Genomic DNA, 15,872 nt, shown 5'->3' with positions numbered 1-15,872 from the left:
GACCCTGAATAAATATAAAAAAAAGGGGGGTACAAAAACTAAATTAAGGTGTTAAGGGAAATGTTGCAAATATAATAATTTAGTGCCAAAGTTATTAAAAAAAGATACAAATATGGCTTTAGGGTGTAAAATTTTGATAAAACTTACAATAATTAACAAAATCTAAATTACAATTAACGCTAATTTGTTGTTGGTGGTGTTTGTTGCGAAAAATGATAAAATTATGGCTAAGAATTAAATAAAAGAGGCTATTAACACAATAATAAGCTTAGAAAATATGTTTATTATTTTCCAAAACATTGCAAACATATTATAAAAATAATTTAATTAATGATTAAATATATTGGGGATTATATAAATTATTATACAAATAAGATTTTATTTTGTGAAAATCAATTGCAAAAAAATAATTTTTGGGTTTGAGTTTGAAAGCAATTGCAAAATAGAAATATATCCATTATGTAAATTGTATATAATTAAAAATAAAGAATAAATATAGTTAATTTATTATCTTGTTTGTTTTTCTAATATGTGATTTGTGAAAAATTAACAAAATTAATAAAATTAGAAATAAATAATTTATAAAGTTAGTAGTGGGTTTTGAATATTTTAAATCTAAGATAAGTAAGAGTTTAGAGTTAAGACTCAAAATATTTAAATAATTACACTTATATTATAATATAAAATTGTTAAAATTAAACATAAAAAAACAAAAAAATAACTTTTGGCACAATATTTTAATTCAAATTTTTTTATTTGGGGGGCGTAAAATAAAATTAAAGGATGCAAAGTTGTTGAAAAAGGCATAATAATAAAATGTGATAAATAAAAATGTTGCACAAAAAATATAATTATACTGTAATATTTTAATGGGGTTATTTTTGAAACCCTTTAATATTTATAGAAAAGTAAAATATTTGTAATATGAAAATCCAAAGCAAAGCAATTATGCGTTTGTTTCCCAAATATTTTACTTTAATTTTATTCATGATTTTATTGGGCATACATTTTTGCAATCAAATTAGTATTTATGCTGGAAAACAACAACAACTAGAAAACATCCAAGAAAAGGAAAATGGAGTAGGGGTTGAAAAAATGCAAATAACACAAAACAAAAACCCCAAATAATAAATAATCTGCCTTTAAAAAATTTAAAAAATCCCAAAAATTGCGAACAATTATTTCCCCTAGAAAAAAGAACAATCAATGATTTTAGTTATTATAAACAAAATAATCAATTAACCAAAGAAGATATTATAATTGCTTTAAATGGCATACTTAAAGAAATAAATAAAGAATCAAACATCCAAATACAAAGCGATGATTTTGAAATAGCAAGCGAACAATTAGAAGAAAAATATGAATCGGAAGAAATGCAATGGCAAGGCAGTTTTCAAATTGAAGATATATTGGGCAATAAAATAGAATTTAATTTTACTAAAAAAACAATAAACTTGGATGACATTATTACAAATGCCCATTTAGGAACAATACAAATAACACCTAATATTACCGATGAACAAAGAAAGCAATTAATATGTGAAGCTATTTGGCAAAAAAATCCTCAACTTCAAAATAAATTTTTACCTAAAGATTTTCAATTTAGCAAAAACAAAGATGGCAGTAATAATTTTTGTAAAATAGAATACAATTTAGCAAAAGAAAGACCAATATCACGAATATGAAAGCGAAATGGAACTAGAAATTAACTATCAACAAGAAACAAATGCAGCTTCAACAACTAAAACTACTACAACAAATTCAATAATTTTTTATACAATTATAATAATTATAATTCGTCTAATAGTTGCTTTTTTACTAATTTTAATTTATAAAATCAAACATCAAAAAATAAATAAATTGCTATCTTTACTTATTTAATATCTTTTAAGAAATATCACAATATAAAAGCATAAAGACAATGAAAGCCAAACTTTACAGTTTGGCTTTTTTGTTTATAAAGGGGGGACAAATAATTTTTAAATTACTTAAAAACAAATAAAATACAATAATTATAAATGAATAATATAAATAACATTAATTATAATTCTTGCCAAAATATAGATATACCAAATAATAAATATAATAGCAAGCAAATAATCTTTATTGATTTTTAAATAATTTAATAAAAAAGGTCAATGTGCATAAGCCATGTTCTGTTCTTGTTAAACAAGTGTGGCTATTTATCTTCTACTAACAAGTAGTGCAAAACTAATTTCATTTAATCGCTTTGCATGCCCCTACCATTATTTTGGGTTGTTAGCTTGAGGGGTTTATCGCGTTTCACTTAATTATTTCTAATTAACTCGTCTCTGTGACACTTTCAGTTTTTATCTCATAGATTAAAATAATGTAATTATTGCAATCCTTAGAGCTAAAAACGCCGTTACTTTTTACAGTACTCTAAGTTATTAATTCCTTAGACACAAACACTACATGCAATCGCAGCATGTGCTAACATGGACTTTCCTAAGCTTAAAATACTTATTTTAAACCTCAGCCACTTCCATTGACCTCTTTTATTGTATCAAACATTAAAGTAAAATGCAATCTTTAAATTATGTTTGTAAATATTTTATTAATTTTATTTAACAATCCACAATATTTTACATCCTTTGTAAACAAGTAGGATAATATTTAGGAAAAACATACCAATTACTAGAATCTTTAAAATAATGATATATTGCCTCATCAGGAATATAACAGGCTTTGGGAAAATGATACATTGAAGTTTCTTCAAAATAATTATCAAAGGGAGTTTCTATCATGGATTGCCTCATCAAAGATCCTGAATCTACCCATCCATATTTGGAAATAATGAAATCCATTACTTGTTTTCTTTCCCAATTTAATTTACTTTCACAAGTTTGAGAAACAGGCTCTTTAATAATTTCGTCTTTGTCATAATGTTTAAGTTTTTGATATAATCTTTTAAAAACAGGTCCTTTTTGCCATGCTTCTACTAGATTAACAGCCAAAGATTCTTTATATTTAACTAAATAAGCAGCATAAGAATAGTAAAGTAGCTTTTGGAGTTTCATATGATTAACATCAATTCTTTTAATAATATAATTAGCACAATCAGATATATAAATTCTAGTATTTCTAGTTACAAAATTCATGATTTAGTCCTTTTGTTTTAAGTATTTGTTTTTTGCTTTTTATTTTATTATAACTCAATTTTGATGAATTAGGTTATATTTTTGACTGGGGAAAATAAAATTTGGGTTGTTTAAGGGGGGTATGTTGTTTTATTTGCTTTGTATATTGTTTTTGTTGGTTTTGGGTAATAAAAAAGATCTTATATTAAGATCTTGCATTTGTTTATTTAGTTTTGGGGGCAAAAAAGATTTATAATGGGAGGTTATTAAGTGTAAGAAAAATATTTTTAAATAATAAGGGGAGTGATTTAGCATTTTTTTATGGAGCAAAAATATAATTTCTTTATGTTATAATTACCAAATTATAAAAAATCAAACAAACGATCACAAATTTTAACTTGATCTCCTGGTTTGGCTCCTTGTTTTTGTAATTGTTCTTCCATTCCTATTTTTTTCAATATTCTATTAAATCTTTTTACAGCTTCTTCGTTGTTAAAATCAGTACGATGAAAAAAAGTTTCTACTTGCTTACCAGACGCAACAAAAACAGAATCACTTTCTTTAATAACAGAAATAGTATTTTGATTATCAGGAAGGGTGTATAATTTAAATTCGTTGTTTTTGTTTGGAGTAACTTCTAAGGGAGTATTTTGCAAAAGGGAGCTCATTTCATATTTTAAGGCCTCTAAATTATCAAAAGAAACTAAAGAAAGAGGGATAATTGGTTTACCTTTGATTTGTTGTTTTAAAAGAGTAAGTTTTTGCAAAGCATCAGGTAAATCCATTTTATTGGTAACAATAATTTGTTTTTTAAGTAATAATTGGGGATTGTATTGACTTAATTCTTGATTTAAAGTTTGGTAATCTTGGTAAGGGTTGGCACTTTCCATACTTAAAATATGAACTAAAACACGACATCTTTCAATATGTTTTAAAAATTGAATTCCCATACCACAACCTAAATGAGCATTGGCAATTAGTCCTGGTAGGTCAGCAACTACAAAACTAAAACCATCTACTTCAATAACTCCTAAATGAGGTTTAATTGTGGTAAAAGGATAGGAAGCAACTTTAGGTTGGGCTTTGGAAATAGCAGAAATAAGAGAGGATTTACCAACACTTGGAAAACCTAATAAACCAATATCAGCTAAAACTTTAAGTTCTGTTTTGATTTTAAAACTTTCACCTAAATCACCTTTTTCAGAATAACTTGGAGCTTGATTTTTAAAAGTAGCTAATGCTTTATTACCTTTGCCGCCTTTGCCGCCTTTAGCAATAACTAAGGTTTGTTGATCGTATAAAATCTCTCCTAAAAACTTGTTATCAGCAGTATAAAAAACTGTCCCCAAAGGAACTTTAACATAAAGATGAGGGGCGTTGGCTCCATTTTGACCTTTATTTTTGCCATTTATTCCATGTGGTGCTTTAAGATGTTTTTGATATTTTAATTTTAATAAGGTAGTCTCGTCTTTGTCGCCTACAAAAATAACAGACCCGCCGTTGCCACCATTGCCACCAGCAGGTCCTCCAAAAGCTACATATTTTTCTCTTCTAAAAGCAACGATGCCATGACCACCATTGCCAGCAAAAACTTCATTAAAGGCTTCGTCAACAAAATGCAAACTAAATACCTGCTTTCATTAAATGCATAAAAAAATTATTGCAGATAAACAGAAACTTTTTTACGACCATGCTTTTTTTCAAATTTAATAATGCCACTCATTTTAGCAAATAAAGTGTCATCTCCACCTCTACCAACATTAAAACCAGGGTGAATTTTGGTTCCTCTTTGACGATAAATAATAGCGCCTGCTTTGGCAAATTGACCGTCAGAAAGTTTAGCACCTAATCTTTTGGAATGAGAATCTCTACCGTTTCGAGTAGAACCTGCTCCTTTTTTAGAAGCAAATAACTGGATTTGTAATTGCAATAACATGTTATAACCTCTTTCTTGTTTGAATTTGAGATATTTTTTTAAAATTATTGGGATATTGTTTGGCTAAATTGCAGATAGTGTATTCTAAATTATCTAGCAAAGTAAAAAGAACAGTATTTTGGGTGGTTTTCACTTCTAATTCAAACAACTTATCTTGTAGATTATAGGCAATATCTGTTTGGAATTGAAGTTTTTCTAAAGCATTTAAAGTTAAAATAATAGCAGTAGAAACCGAAGCACACACAATATCAAAACCTTTAGGAGCATATAAAGCGTGTCCCCAAACTTGAATACTAGTAATTTTTTTTTGTTCTTTGTAAAAACAATAGCGAATCATAGTTTTTAAACAGTGATTTTAGTAATCAAAAGTTTAGTATAGGATTGTCTGTGTCCTTGTTTACAACGATATTTTTTACGTTTTTTATACTTAAACACAATAATTTTTTTAGCGCGGTCGTGCTTGATTACTTGAGCTGTTACTTTAGCGTCTTTAACAAAAGGGGTGCCTAAAACAGGATTGGAGCCACCAACAGCTAAAACTTCTTGAAATTGATAAGTTGTTTCTGGCTCAACATTTAGTTTTTCAACATAAATTTCTTGTCCTTCAGAAACACGGAATTGTTTTCCCCCAGTTTTGATGATTGCAAACATTTTCTTTCCTCCTTGCAAAAATTGCAAATTATCTTGGATAATTTATTGGATCTGATAATAATTAATTGTTTAAAAACAATGGTTTTTTATATTTTTTTAATTGGGTATTGCAGCCAACCAAAAAAATACAATAATCATACATTATTATAACATATCTTATTAAAATATGAGTGTTTTTTTTGTTATGAGTTTGGATTATTGTGCTTTTTGAGATATCTATTTTGCGGATGGTTGCTACATTTATCACTGCAAGCTCCTAAATATTTGTGTTCGCTATGTTCGTGGCACAAAATTTGTTTGTTGCATTGAGGATTAGAGCAATTAATATAACGTTCACAAGGAGTGCCATCAAAATAGTCTTTACCAACAATAACATGTTCTTTTTGATTAACAGGAACTGCTATTCTTTGATCAAAGACATACATTTGACCATACCACAAAGCACCTTGAGTTTCGGGGTGTTTGCCATAAGAAATGATGCCTCCTTCTAATTGATAGACATCATCGAAACCTTCTTTTTTTAAGAAAGTGCTAAATTTTTCACAACGCACACCACCAGTACAATAAGTTACGATTTTTTTATCTTTTAATAAATGGGTGTTTTGTTTGACCCAATTTGGCAAATCACGAAAATGTCTAATATTTGGATTAACTGCATTTCTGAAGTGTCCTAAATCATATTCATAGTCATTACGAGCATCAAGAATTAAAGTATCTTTTTCTTGCAAGGCTTGCAAAAATTCTTGAGGAGCTAAATAAGCACCTTTGTCCTTAGTAAGATCAAAGTTTTCTTGAAGTCTCAAATTAACCAATTCGGGCTTAACTTTAATAGAAAGACGCGGGAAAACGTGTGCCTCTACAGTTTCTATTTTAAAAACGGTGTTGCAAAAACGAGGATCTTGTTTTAGTTGATCCATGTATTTATGTATTTGTTCTTCTGGGCCTGACAAAGTACCGTTTATACCTTCTTGGGCAACGATAATACGTCCTAAAAGTCCTAGAGATTCACAATATTTAAAATGTTGGTCTCTAAAAGTTTGAGGGTCTTTTATTGGAACATATTGATAATATAAAATAACTAAGTATTGGGAGTTAGAAGTTTGTGTCATAAAATAATTATGCCTCTTTTCAATTGAGATTGCATGCAAAATCTGATTAATTTGGACTTTATTTTATTATTAAAATAAATTGTTAGGAATTTGAAACAATGAATGATTAATGTTTTTGGCTTCATTTATAATTTTTTATTTAAGATTTTTATGGAGCAAATCTTAAACTCTAATAAATATTAAGGATTATAAAATAAATTTTAGGGGCGTTCTTTCCAAAAAATATACATATTGTGAGCACCATTTAACATTTGTTTTAAATCATCTAAACTATATTTTATTTCGCCTTTGAAACTTGCAGTCCTTGTGCCACCATCAAAAAAAGACTCCTAATAAATCCGAAGAAGCGTCTTTAATACGGCACAAAAGACAAGGATAAGTTTGGATAGTCTCAGAATTATAACAAGGATAATTAGATACAAACCCCAAAAAGATGGATTAATATTGGTTTTGATATAGGTTTTTATTTGTTGAGGAAAAGTTTGAGAATTGTGGGGTCGTAAATAAATGTTTTTAATTTGCATATTGATATTACCTCACAATTATTTTTGAAGATGAAAGTAATGAATTTTTGAGGTTGCCTTTGAAAATGGTGAAAAAAATAGTAAAGGTTTTGTTAGTGGCTTTTGTTTTACCAATAAAAAACGCCGAATCACTTTATTTTCATAAAAGATTCGACTCTATATTCTAAATTATTCTTGTTAAAAACATTCAAATTACTTGATAATATCGGTTCCTAAATAAGGCTGTAAAACTTCAGGAACTGTAATAGTACCTTCTTGGTTTTGATAATTTTCCAAAATAGCAATGACAGTTCTTCCAACAGCCAAACCTGAACCGTTTAGAATATGAACGTATTCATTTTTATTATTTGCAGGATTTTTCATTTTAATATTGGCGCGTCTTGCTTGGAAATCGCAAGAATTACTGATAGAACCAATTTCACGATAACAATTATAGCTGGGTAAAAAAACTTCTAAATCATAAGTTTTTGCCATACTAAAACCCAAATCCCCAGTAGAAAGTAAAACAACACGATAAGGAAGTTTGAGCAGTTTTAGCACTTCTTCGGAATCTTTTAACATTTGGTCTAGACATTCATAAGAATTTTGGGGATGGCAAAACTGGATTAATTCTACTTTATTAAATTGATGTTGTCTAAAAATTCCTCTAGTATCTTTGCCAGCTGAGCCTGCTTCTTGGCGAAAAGCAGTAGTGTAGGCGACGTATTTAATGGGAAGTGTGTCTGGTTTAAAAATTTCTTCACGATGCAAATTAATAGTAGGAACTTCTGCTGTAGGATTTAGATACCAATGATTTTTGGAGTTGTAAAGTTTGTAGACTTCATCTTCAAACTTGGGTAATTGACCTGTTGCAAACATGGATTTTTCATTGATAATATAAGGAGGAATAATTTCTTGATAACCTTTTTTACTATGAAGATCCATCATAAATTGTATTAAGGCTCTTTCGAGGCGTGCTCCTAGCCCTTTGCAAACAACAAATCCACTACCAGAAATTTTAGAAGCCTTTTTAAAGTCGAGAATATCTAATTTTTCAGCTAAATAAACATGGTCTTTGGGCGTAAATGCAAAAGTTCTTATTTGTCCTTCACAATACAATTCCTTATTTTCCTTATCGTTTGTGCCAATTGGTAAAGAATCGTGTGGTAAATTGGGGGTAATGCTTAAAATATCAAAAATTTCTTGTTCTTTTAGTTTTAACTTTTGTTCTAGTTTTTGTAAATCATCACGCAAAAAATTAGTGTCTTGCAAAACAAGAGTAATATCTTCTTTGGCGTTAGCTTTTTGGGCAACTTTTTTAGCTGATTGATTTTTTTGACTTCTTAAATCCTGTATTTCCAAAAGTAAAGATTTTCTTTGTTGTGCTAAAAGAGGCAATTTATTTAAATAAGCAAAATTTTGTTGCCTTTTTTCTAATTTTGCAATAACAGATGGAAGATTTTGGACTACAAAATTCAGATCTAACATAAAAAAATACCTCTTTAGTTTGGGAAAAATTAATTTAATGGTGGCAAAAATAATAAGTTTTAATTGGAAAAATATAAATGTAGTAAGAATATAAATTTTGTTAGTTAATGGGGTTTGAAAAATTTTTACTTATTTTTGTTATTAAAACCATTTATAAATTCAAACCACCAATGTAGAAATTCTTCACTAGAAGAAGGTTTTCCTGTAGGAGATTTCAATTTGGTACCTAAAAATTTATTAACTTCATTTACACCTTTTTTTACTGTGGTTTGTGCAAAATATTTAGGTTCATTTAATAACGATCTAAAATATAGACTTGTCCCTAAAACTGATCCTACAATAAATCCTGAAGTTACATAAATTACTTTATTTGCCCAACAAAAACATAAATTTTTCAACCTTTTCCACTCAAATATATTTAAATAAAATAATTACAATTAAAATATTAATGTTATGTTTGTTGGTCCAATATTATGATAAGTTTTGATGTTTGTTTTAATTAATGTGGTTTTTGTGAGTTTTGTAAAGAAAAATTAAAGGGTATTTACTAATTTTTGTAAATCAGATTTGTTTCTAGCAGAAAAGTTAGCGTGATAAACTCTTTTAGAAACCCCTTTATCAAATTTTTTATAAGCTACACTTAATAAAGCTAAGGCTTTTTGTTTATCAGCGTTTGCAACTGCAGTTTTTACTTGTTTTACCACTGTTTTTACAGATGATTTAAAAGAAACATTTTGCAAACGACGTTTTTCATTAGTTTTATTACGTTTTTTTTGTTGTTTAATATTAGCCATGATTATAATCTCCTTTTTTTAGTTACTTAATTATCAATTTATTATTAATAACTCTACTGAGGATTATACCAAAATTTAGATAAAAAAGCAATAAAATAGTGTAATTATAGTGTTTTTTTATATATTTTGCATTGCATAATAAATTATGTAATATTTGTAAAATAAAATTATGGAAACTCGTTTATGGAGATTTTTTTATAACTCGAAACAATACCCAAAATTACTTTCAAATACTTATTCATTTAGCTTTTTAAAATATTTTTTTTCAAATGCATCAGGAGTAACATAATTAAGTGATGAATGCATTCTTTCTAAATTATAATATGACATATATTTGCAAATAGTTTCAATCATAACTTTTTTACTAATAGTTCTAGGGTTTGGAATGCCATAATAAATACATTCACATTTAAAAGAAGAAAAGAAAGAAGTTAAATAAGTACAAGGAGAAGATTGTCCTTTTTGAATCCTTTGTCTATCTTCAAAACTCTGAATTAAATTTTTGGTTTCTAAAATTTCTTCAACATCCAATTTATAATATGGAAATTTAAGATAAGAATGAAAAATGCAATCATTTTCAAATACATTTAATTTATCAATAATATCTATAATTAAAGGTGCGCCTTCATAATCAGAAACATGATAAGCCAAAATTTTGCGACTATATGTATCTAGGACAACTGAAACATATAAAACTTTATCCTGGTAATAAACTTCGGTAATGCCACCACATAATATTTGATGAGGTCTTGTAGCTTTCATATTTTTAGCAAGATTTAAAAATTGACGATTTAATATCTTTTCTTCAGTATAATATTGCATATTTATCTATCTCCATTTATTTATTATAATCATTCCTAAACATTTAAAACATTAAATAATTCTATCACCCTAAATTATAAACAATTAAAACAATTTATCTACCCCAAAAGAAATGATAACCCAAACTGCAATTACAGTTTGGGTTATTTTAATAAATAATGATACATTTATAAGGAATCAAAAATCTTCAAAAAAAGCCTTAGATTTAGGAAACTTATCAGTTTCAAAAATTTCTTTCGGAGTACCTTTTTCAAGAATTTTACCTTGTTCCATAAAATAAATAGTATCAGATACTCTTTGAGCAAATTTCATTTCATGAGTTACAATAATAAGATTTATTTTTTTCTCTGATAATTTTTGTAAAGTTTGTAATACTTGCAAAGTAGATTCAGGATCTAGGGCAGAAGTTGGTTCATCTAAAAGAATAACTTCAGGTTTCATACATAAAACTCTAGCAATAGCAACACGTTGTTTTTGTCCCCCTGAAAGAGTTTCTACTCTTTGATTAGCAAGAGCTTCTAAATCTAGTTCTTTTAACCGTTCTAAAGCATTTTCTTGAGCTTCTTGTTTAGATAATTTTAATACTTTCATCGGAGCTAAACAACAATTTTCTAATACTGTTTTTCCTTCAAATAAATTAAAACTTTGAAACACCATTCCTACTTTAGTTCTTAGATCAGATAATTTTACTCCTTTATCTAAGATATTTTTATTATCAATTAAAATTTGACCAGAATTAGGTTCTTCTAATAGATTAAAACATCTTAATAAAGTAGATTTCCCTGAACCTGAAAAACCAATAATAGTTACTATTTCTTGTTTTTTAATTTTTAAATTAATATTTTTTAAAATCTCTTTATCGCCAAAATTTTTGCAAAGATCTTTAACTTCAATTAAATATTGCATTCTAAACTCCTTTTTTTTGTTTTTCTAAATATTTAACAAATAAATTAGCAATCGTAATTAACACTAAATAAATACAAGCAGTAATAGCATAAGGCATAGCAATGCTTCCTGTTTGAACAATTTGAGTTTTGGCTTTCCATGCTACATCTAACAAACCAACCAAACCACCAAAACAAGCACTATCTTTAATATTTACAATAAATTGTTGTACTACAAAAGGAAGTGATCTTTTAAGCGTTTGGGGGAAAATAACACAAAAAAATGTTTGTCTTTGAGTCATTCCTAAAGCTAGAGAAGCTTCTACTTGTCCTTTATCTAAAAACTTAATATTTTGTAATAAAATATTTGTAATACTAACTGCTGAATTTAATAATAACACTATAATACCTGAATACATCGGATTTAATTCAGGATTATAAGCTCTCCAACCAAAATGAACTATAATCATTTGAGCTGCTACTGGAATTGATTTAAAAATATAAAGTATTGCATCAAGCAAGTAAAGAAAACTTTGTATTAACCCTACAATAAAGGGATTTTGTGTTTGATAATTAGGTTTAATACTTTTAATCCCTGTTAAAACAATAGCTAAGATAAAACCTACAATAACTCCATCTAATGCAAGTAATAAAGTAGTTTTTAAAGGTGTGGCATAATCAGGTAAAACAAGAGATACTTTTTGATACCAATTTAATCCTTGTTTTTGACTTAACTCTTTTAAAGATTGTTCTAACCATTTATTAGTTATTTCTTTAAATTTAGATATTTTGTCTTCTAAAGTTTTTATTCTTTTTAGGTCTTGTTTGTCAGTTGGTTTTGATTGTTCTTCTTTTAATTCTTTGGTTAACTCAATTATATCTTTAACATCTAAACCATAACCCTCTAGAACAAGTTCTTCTTTTTTTAAAACTTCTTTAAAAGCATTATTAATTGGAATAATTAATTTTGTATTACCTTTTTTAACTACAATTCCTAAACCTGTAGGAGAAACAGTAAAACGAGCATCATCAGATATAATTGATATATGTTTTAATTCATCATTTTGCGAAGCATAATATTTAGTAATATAACTATCAGTTACAAAAATATCAGAAGCTTTATCTTTAACACTTTGAGCACACATAACAGCATCATCAATAGGATTGGATTTAGTAATGTGTAATAAATTTCCTAAATCTGATCTAATATTTTCAATAACTTTATCAGCCACAGAACCAGTAAGAGTTAAAAATTTAATTGGGTCTTTGGAATCTTTTAATATACCTTTTATATCTTCATATTTTACTTCTTTTAGCAAATCTTTAAAACGCGCATCATCTTTTCTTACTAAAAACCCTGTATTATCCAAAGTATAGGCAATAGGAAAATCAAAGTTTTCTTTTCTTTTTTCAGTAATACTAATAGAAGAAATAGCTACATCAACTGAACCATTTTGAACAGCAGTAAACATCCCATCAAAATCAAAAAGACTAAATTTACAACCTTCATACTTTTCTTCTTGAGGTAATGCTTTTACTATTTTATCAATTAAATCTATATCAAATCCTGAAATATATTCACCTTGAATAGTTCTATGAGCTTTACTTGTATCTTTATCAGATTTAATAGTCAAACTATTAGGAGCTGCATCAGCTACCACAGCCACTCTTAAATATTTCTTAGAATTATTAACTCTTTGAAATAACCCCACACTAAAATGAAGCCATACCCAAAAAATCATAAACATAAATAATAAAACATATTTAGTATATTTTAGATATTCAGTAATTTTGTATTTTTCTTTTTTCCTTTGAATCATAATATATAATTTTTACCTTCACTTTCAATTTTGGTGCTTGTAAAAACTATCTATTTGACAAATTTAATTTAAAATACCAAAAAAAAAAAAAAACATCATTGTTATAATAGATACAACAATTTTAATATACTTATGAATATGAAATCTATATTTGGGAGGCATCTTTTTAATTTTCATTTTTTAACCTTTTATTTATATATTATAAATATACATAAATTGTAATGTGCATCATTTATAAATATTTTTCAATTCTAAAACAATATCAAACTTTTAATAATAAGATATTTTTTAAAATAATACTTTATTATTTATGATAACATAAAAACAATTAAAATTAACATTTAATTAATATCAGTATAACTATTTTAATATAAAAGATTCAAAGGTAAGAAATAAATATTGGGTTAATAATTAAAATGTAGTGAGTTATGCATTAATTATCTTTATATTTTATATTAAGAATTAATATTTGTTTTATCTTAATATTTGTTTCTTATAATTCTTAAATTAATTTATTAAGCACTAACTACAGTTTTTAAAGCAGGATTTAATTTTTTTTCTAAATATTTACTTAACATATTAATAAATTGAATTAAAACTAAGTAAACAAAGGAAAGTATTACAAATGGAGCAACTAAATCTCCTGTAACATTCATAGCATCATTTGTAACAAATGACATATCAATTAATGCAATTAATACGAAGAAAGTAAAAGCTTTAATATTAGTAACAAATTGTGCTACTACTAAAGGAACTGATTTTTTTAATGCTTGTGGGAAAGTAACATAATAGAAGGTTTGTTTTTTATTCAATCCTAAAGATTGAGCCGCTTCTACTTGTCCTTTATTCTACAAATTTAAGAGTTTGCATTAAAACAACAGCAATATTAGCAACTGAATTTAATACAATGACAACTAATGCTGCATGAGTTTGATGCATTGTAGGGAAAATACTAGGCCACCATAAATGTCTTGCAAACTAAACTAACAATCCTTGAGCAGCAATTGGAACTCCATTTAATAACCAAACATAAAAATCTACAAATTTAGAACCTACTTTTTTAAAACCTTTTACAAAGACATTATTTGTTCTAGAAAGAGTAGATTTATTTTTAACTGCTAATAGAACTAATGATAATAAGAATCCAAAAACAACACCATCAACAGCAAGTAATAAAGAAGTATAAAAAGGTTTTTTATAAGTTGGTAAGTGATATTTAATTTTTTCCCATAAAAAATCGTCTCCTTTTTGAACAAAACCCTTTTCATTATAAACAGTTTCATCAAATACTACTTTTAATCTTTCATCTATTTTATTTTTTATTGCTTCCTTTTTGGATGTCAAATGTTCTTATTTTTGCACATCTGGAGAATCATTTTCTGTTGCAGTTTGTGCTCTTGTAGTTTTATTTAATTCAACAAATTCTTGTTCTTGTGCTGCGTTTCTTTGTTTTTTGTATTTAATTCTTCGTATTTCTTTTTAACTTGTTCTAATTGAGTTTTGTCTTGTTCGTCTAAACATTTTTCCAAAGTTTCTTTTTCTTTTTGGATAGCTTCTAATTCTTGTTGTTTTGCATTTAATACTCTTCTTGTTTTGGCTTCTTTAGTTTCATCAAAAAACGCAAATAGATACTTTTTCAAAAATTGATATTCTTGTTCTTCGTCTAATGTTCTTTCTTGGTTTTTATTTTTTTCTTCTGGTGTACTTGAAAATTTGTATGTTTTTTTAACTTTTAATTTATCATAATTTGTTTTGAAAGTTTGTCTTTGTGTACCACCTTCTAAACATTTAGTTAAAGTATCAACAACTTTTTTCAGTTGTTTCAATTCATTAGGTAAATTTTTCAATCTTTGTTTTGATGCATCTTTTTGTAATGTATTATTAAGAGAAAACCAAGACCAAACTTTGAATAAAACTTCAAATTATTTTTATTCATCATCATTTCTTGAATTAAGACCTTTTAATTCAGCAAATTTAGTTTCTTGGTCCTTTGTTCTTTGTGGTGCTAATCTTGGTTTTAATTTCCTAAGAGTTTCTAAAATCTTTTTAAGATCATATATTTTATCTTCTACTTTAAATGTTTTTGTACCATTACCTTCTTCTTTTTCTACTTCTTTTTTCTTAACATCTAAATCAAATAATTTTACTAAAGCATTATTAACTGCTTTTAGCATCTCTTTATCACCTTTATGAACGGCAATACCTATCCATTCAGGACTAGATAATAAAAGAGGATTATCAGTTTGAAGAGAAATATATTTTAAGTCTTTGCCACCTTCTACATTACCACGAGCAATAACATCATCAATTACATAAATAACTTCTTTGCCTCGTTCTTTATTTTCTCTTACTGCTTGTAAATTAGGAACTGCATTATCAGAACCAGTTGCATAATTAATTAAATTATCTCTATATTTAGGGCTTAATTGTGCTTTCATATTTCCTTGTTTAAATAATTCTTTATAAATGTTAAGCTTTCTCCTCCTGTAGAAACAACACTATTTTAAGCTGAAGCTTTTTCCGATCGTAGACAAATAGGACTCATCCATGAAAAAGTAGATACTCTTAGAACATTACCTTCTTGTTTGGTTTCACTAAACACTTGAACATGCAACCACCCCAAAACAACAAGCGAAAATCCTAATAATAAGTAATTTAGATACCGATATACTTTGTTTTTAGTAAAATATGCATTTGTCTTGGCAAAAAATGCTTTTACTTTGATTAAAATATTTTCTTAAGCCCATAAGTACAGTAAATTATC

18 protein-coding genes and 1 other RNA gene are annotated in these 15,872 nt (G+C 27.0%); 2 read left to right on the top strand and 17 right to left on the bottom strand.

What is annotated here, in order from left to right; translation table 11 throughout:
- Positions 1–948 precede the first annotated feature (948 nt).
- Together HGD80_RS05215 and HGD80_RS05210 are read left to right on the top strand one after the other, a co-directional pair.
- Positions 949–1,128, top strand: coding sequence for a hypothetical protein (locus HGD80_RS05215; protein WP_225904336.1), 180 nt, complete (start codon positions 949–951; stop codon positions 1,126–1,128).
- A 245-nt stretch (positions 1,129–1,373) separates the two neighbouring features.
- Entirely contained in the window at positions 1,374–1,685 is a 312-nt protein-coding gene (locus tag HGD80_RS05210; protein WP_225904335.1) for a hypothetical protein, read from the top strand.
- Positions 1,686–2,140: 455 nt separating this feature from the next.
- Here HGD80_RS05210 and rnpB read toward each other — a convergent pair.
- The 17 genes from rnpB to HGD80_RS03710 form a co-directional block, all read right to left on the bottom strand.
- Positions 2,141–2,511: RNase P RNA component class B (gene rnpB / locus HGD80_RS03795), an RNA gene on the bottom strand.
- A 95-nt stretch (positions 2,512–2,606) separates the two neighbouring features.
- Positions 2,607–3,122 carry a Panacea domain-containing protein gene (locus HGD80_RS03790; RefSeq protein ID WP_219474599.1) on the bottom strand — a complete coding sequence of 172 codons (516 nt, stop codon included), beginning with the start codon at positions 3,120–3,122 and terminating at the stop codon, positions 2,607–2,609.
- A gap of 341 nt (positions 3,123–3,463) precedes the next feature.
- Positions 3,464–4,723, bottom strand: a complete 1,260-nt coding sequence (obgE, locus tag HGD80_RS03785) for a GTPase ObgE (protein WP_219474597.1) — start codon at positions 4,721–4,723, stop codon at positions 3,464–3,466.
- 35 nt (positions 4,724–4,758) lie between these two features.
- The gene (gene rpmA, locus HGD80_RS03780; protein WP_011160463.1) at positions 4,759–5,037 is read right to left on the bottom strand and encodes a 50S ribosomal protein L27; all 279 of its coding nucleotides are present in this window, start codon (positions 5,035–5,037) and stop codon (positions 4,759–4,761) included.
- Between the two features lies 1 nt (position 5,038).
- Positions 5,039–5,374 carry a ribosomal-processing cysteine protease Prp gene (locus tag HGD80_RS03775; RefSeq protein WP_219474594.1) on the bottom strand — a complete coding sequence of 112 codons (336 nt, stop codon included), beginning with the start codon at positions 5,372–5,374 and terminating at the stop codon, positions 5,039–5,041.
- 5 nt (positions 5,375–5,379) lie between these two features.
- Positions 5,380–5,688: a 50S ribosomal protein L21 gene (gene rplU, locus HGD80_RS03770; protein WP_219474592.1), complete on the bottom strand. Its 309-nt coding sequence runs from the start codon at positions 5,686–5,688 to the stop codon at positions 5,380–5,382.
- 182 nt (positions 5,689–5,870) lie between these two features.
- Positions 5,871–6,797 carry a rhodanese-related sulfurtransferase gene (locus tag HGD80_RS03765; RefSeq protein ID WP_219474589.1) on the bottom strand — a complete coding sequence of 309 codons (927 nt, stop codon included), beginning with the start codon at positions 6,795–6,797 and terminating at the stop codon, positions 5,871–5,873.
- Between the two features lie 716 nt (positions 6,798–7,513).
- Entirely contained in the window at positions 7,514–8,788 is a 1,275-nt protein-coding gene (serS, locus tag HGD80_RS03755) for a serine--tRNA ligase (protein ID WP_219474587.1), read from the bottom strand.
- A 125-nt stretch (positions 8,789–8,913) separates the two neighbouring features.
- Positions 8,914–9,186 carry a hypothetical protein gene (locus HGD80_RS03750; RefSeq protein WP_219474584.1) on the bottom strand — a complete coding sequence of 91 codons (273 nt, stop codon included), beginning with the start codon at positions 9,184–9,186 and terminating at the stop codon, positions 8,914–8,916.
- Positions 9,187–9,321: 135 nt separating this feature from the next.
- Entirely contained in the window at positions 9,322–9,582 is a 261-nt protein-coding gene (gene rpsT, locus HGD80_RS03745; protein WP_011160456.1) for a 30S ribosomal protein S20, read from the bottom strand.
- Between the two features lie 234 nt (positions 9,583–9,816).
- Positions 9,817–10,404, bottom strand: coding sequence for an IS3 family transposase (locus HGD80_RS03740; protein WP_219474582.1), 588 nt, complete (start codon positions 10,402–10,404; stop codon positions 9,817–9,819).
- Positions 10,405–10,581: 177 nt separating this feature from the next.
- The gene (locus tag HGD80_RS03735; RefSeq protein ID WP_219474580.1) at positions 10,582–11,310 is read right to left on the bottom strand and encodes an amino acid ABC transporter ATP-binding protein; all 729 of its coding nucleotides are present in this window, start codon (positions 11,308–11,310) and stop codon (positions 10,582–10,584) included.
- Between the two features lies 1 nt (position 11,311).
- Positions 11,312–13,108 (bottom strand): ABC transporter substrate-binding protein/permease, encoded by a 1,797-nt coding sequence (locus tag HGD80_RS03730; protein WP_219474578.1) that lies wholly within the window; start codon positions 13,106–13,108, stop codon positions 11,312–11,314.
- Positions 13,109–13,623: 515 nt separating this feature from the next.
- The gene (locus HGD80_RS03725) at positions 13,624–13,920 is read right to left on the bottom strand and encodes an ABC transporter permease subunit (protein WP_219474575.1); all 297 of its coding nucleotides are present in this window, start codon (positions 13,918–13,920) and stop codon (positions 13,624–13,626) included.
- A gap of 166 nt (positions 13,921–14,086) precedes the next feature.
- Positions 14,087–14,452, bottom strand: a complete 366-nt coding sequence (locus HGD80_RS03720) for a hypothetical protein (protein WP_219474573.1) — start codon at positions 14,450–14,452, stop codon at positions 14,087–14,089.
- Between the two features lie 65 nt (positions 14,453–14,517).
- Entirely contained in the window at positions 14,518–14,955 is a 438-nt protein-coding gene (locus HGD80_RS03715; protein ID WP_219474570.1) for a hypothetical protein, read from the bottom strand.
- An 81-nt stretch (positions 14,956–15,036) separates the two neighbouring features.
- A complete protein-coding gene (locus tag HGD80_RS03710) occupies positions 15,037–15,546 on the bottom strand; it encodes a hypothetical protein (protein WP_219474568.1) in 510 nt (169 codons plus the stop codon).
- Positions 15,547–15,872 lie beyond the last annotated feature (326 nt).

The sequence above is a fragment of the Paulownia witches'-broom phytoplasma genome, from assembly GCF_019396865.1.
GTDB classification, from domain to species: Bacteria; Bacillota_I; Bacilli_A; order Acholeplasmatales; family Acholeplasmataceae; genus Phytoplasma; species Phytoplasma asteris.
Note: the sequence above shows the minus strand (reverse complement) of the source record. Positions and strands in the feature narration are given on the sequence as shown.

Coding starts and splice junctions, on each gene's coding strand:
- HGD80_RS05215 (WP_225904336.1), top strand. CDS start 949: ATGCGTTTGTTTCCCAAATATTTTACTTTAATTTTATTCATGATTTTA.
- HGD80_RS05210 (WP_225904335.1), top strand. CDS start 1,374: ATGCAATGGCAAGGCAGTTTTCAAATTGAAGATATATTGGGCAATAAA.
- HGD80_RS03790 (WP_219474599.1), bottom strand. CDS start 3,122: ATGAATTTTGTAACTAGAAATACTAGAATTTATATATCTGATTGTGCT.
- rpmA (WP_011160463.1), bottom strand. CDS start 5,037: ATGTTATTGCAATTACAAATCCAGTTATTTGCTTCTAAAAAAGGAGCA.
- HGD80_RS03775 (WP_219474594.1), bottom strand. CDS start 5,374: ATGATTCGCTATTGTTTTTACAAAGAACAAAAAAAAATTACTAGTATT.
- rplU (WP_219474592.1), bottom strand. CDS start 5,688: ATGTTTGCAATCATCAAAACTGGGGGAAAACAATTCCGTGTTTCTGAA.
- HGD80_RS03765 (WP_219474589.1), bottom strand. CDS start 6,797: ATGACACAAACTTCTAACTCCCAATACTTAGTTATTTTATATTATCAA.
- serS (WP_219474587.1), bottom strand. CDS start 8,788: ATGTTAGATCTGAATTTTGTAGTCCAAAATCTTCCATCTGTTATTGCA.
- rpsT (WP_011160456.1), bottom strand. CDS start 9,582: ATGGCTAATATTAAACAACAAAAAAAACGTAATAAAACTAATGAAAAA.
- HGD80_RS03740 (WP_219474582.1), bottom strand. CDS start 10,404: ATGCAATATTATACTGAAGAAAAGATATTAAATCGTCAATTTTTAAAT.
- HGD80_RS03735 (WP_219474580.1), bottom strand. CDS start 11,310: ATGCAATATTTAATTGAAGTTAAAGATCTTTGCAAAAATTTTGGCGAT.
- HGD80_RS03730 (WP_219474578.1), bottom strand. CDS start 13,108: ATGATTCAAAGGAAAAAAGAAAAATACAAAATTACTGAATATCTAAAA.
- HGD80_RS03710 (WP_219474568.1), bottom strand. CDS start 15,546: ATGAAAGCACAATTAAGCCCTAAATATAGAGATAATTTAATTAATTAT.